This is a genomic window from Vibrio ordalii ATCC 33509 (genome assembly GCA_000257205.1).
GTDB lineage: Bacteria > Pseudomonadota > Gammaproteobacteria > Enterobacterales > Vibrionaceae > Vibrio > Vibrio ordalii.
Genome location: AEZC01000249.1, coordinates 1 through 1,939, shown reverse-complemented (window position 1 = coordinate 1,939; position 1,939 = coordinate 1). Strand labels below are relative to the sequence as shown.

At 39.0% G+C, this 1,939-nt stretch carries 1 pseudogene; it reads left to right on the top strand.

The features are described from left to right. Window positions 1–348 precede the first annotated feature (348 nt). A pseudogene (locus VOR_RS0116335) lies at window positions 349–1,939 on the top strand (anthrax toxin-like adenylyl cyclase domain-containing protein); the annotation flags it as partial.

The window sequence follows — 1,939 nt, the reverse complement described above, 5'->3', positions numbered from 1 at the left end:
TGCCAGAGGGGGGGTTTAATATCTCACGGTAATGATTTTTAATTTACTACATTGTTAATTGATTATTTTGTGGACTTAATGTTTAAATCATTTTTCTTAAATGTTCCCTCGTTTTTCAATCTCATATATTGAGTGTTTTATTTTTATTATGGCATGCTAACTCTGACTCTTTTTTGTATTGAGAATCAATGTTAGGCTATTTTAAGTATAGGTAAATAACAAATCTGTTATTTTCATGCTGTCTCAAAAGACTAAAACTATCCCTAAGAATCATGGATTGATATGTTAACTTAATGAAATTTGGATATGGGGTTTTTGATTAAAATATAAATAGGAATTTTCTTACTTATGAAAAGAGAGAAATCGCTTAGGCATAGCTTGATTTTTTCAGCCATGCTTCCAGTATTGAGTATTTTGCCTAATATAACTTATGGGGCTTTACCAGTAAGGTACTCTGCGCAAAATGTCTATTATCCTGATACAGAAAAATATGCTTGCCAAGTCTCGGTAGATACAGAGTTCCAACAAGATTATAAGATAGCCAAAGGCACCATAATCAACGTTGAAGTGATGCGATATAACAAGGCACTAGAAAGGCCTTACCTCTCGAAAGAAGTCTATTTCGGTGTACTCGACGATCAGGCAGGAATATTGTCATTTCAGCGTGATGCAATGACTACAGGGGATAATGACCCTGATGCCCAATGTATTGTTACCAATGTGGCGTTTCCCGGTCATGTACGTAGTGAATTAGTACAACAAAGTTACGATTTACAATCTGGCGTTGCGCTCTATGAGCAGCAAGCCGTGCAGGCTGGGCCAATTTCCAACCTGTCAATTTTGACCGATCTTCTCAGTGTGCCGTTTATCATTAGCTTGCAGCAAGATTTGAGTCCTGACTTTGTCGATTTGTTACCCATCTCGGTTGGTGAAGAGGATTACCGACTCAAAAACACCAGTAATGTTGAAAATTACGCGATCTTTGTCAAAGAGGTTTTAGCGGGTAAAACGGGCGTGAAAGGTTCGTACAATAACGGCTTGTCGCGTAATTTCCTTGAAGAAAAATCCAAGGAAAATATTGAACGGTTTTTGCAGACAAGCTTGGTTGAGCCTGCCATCAAACATGGGCTTGTATCAGAACATATTGATAAGTCACGTCTGTCAGCTTTGCTTCGTTTACATATTCTGGCTGAGTTAGAGCAAGACTCTCATTTTGAATACGGTAGTGAACAGCAAATTCAGGCATCGCTCGCATTTCAGTATTCCCCAACCATCACTTCCAGTATGCAGTTGCTCAATAATGCGGAGTTCCTCAATGAGCACTTAATAAAAGAATGGTCATATATTGAAGAGAAATATGATCAGATGTCAGAGGATTCTCTCGATATTGGTTTTCCAATCATCTACTCAAAACCAGATCAAAAAGGGGAAGCTGTTTCTATCCGTAAATTGAAAGAATACGATATGTACGTCAGCCATCACCTTGATGTTACATTTCGTGACTTTCATGATAATCCTTTCGAGCCACTCTCAGCTTATATTCCGAAAGATTGGCGATTTGGTATTTCAGACTACTACTCATTCGTTGGACCCAATAAGAAAATCGTTGAAGGGCCGTTTCGCGGCAATTTACCCATGTTTTGGAATAGCGAGTTTTCCTTTAAACCCATTTCTCTCGTAGCAATTCCACCGTGGGATTGTCGTCCTCCTCAAGAAAGTTTGGATCATGAACTGAATATTCATCCGACCGATGCGTACTTACATATGCAAATTACGATGCGTTATCCTGATTTGGATGGGGTAGAGTTAGCGCAAGCGGTATTTTCCTCAAACAACCCAGATGTGAGCATTGATATTGAAGCGGGTACGATCAATAACCGAGGCGTTGAAGGGGGATTTTTAGGCAAAAACTTTGTGCAAATTGCAGCGACTATTTACC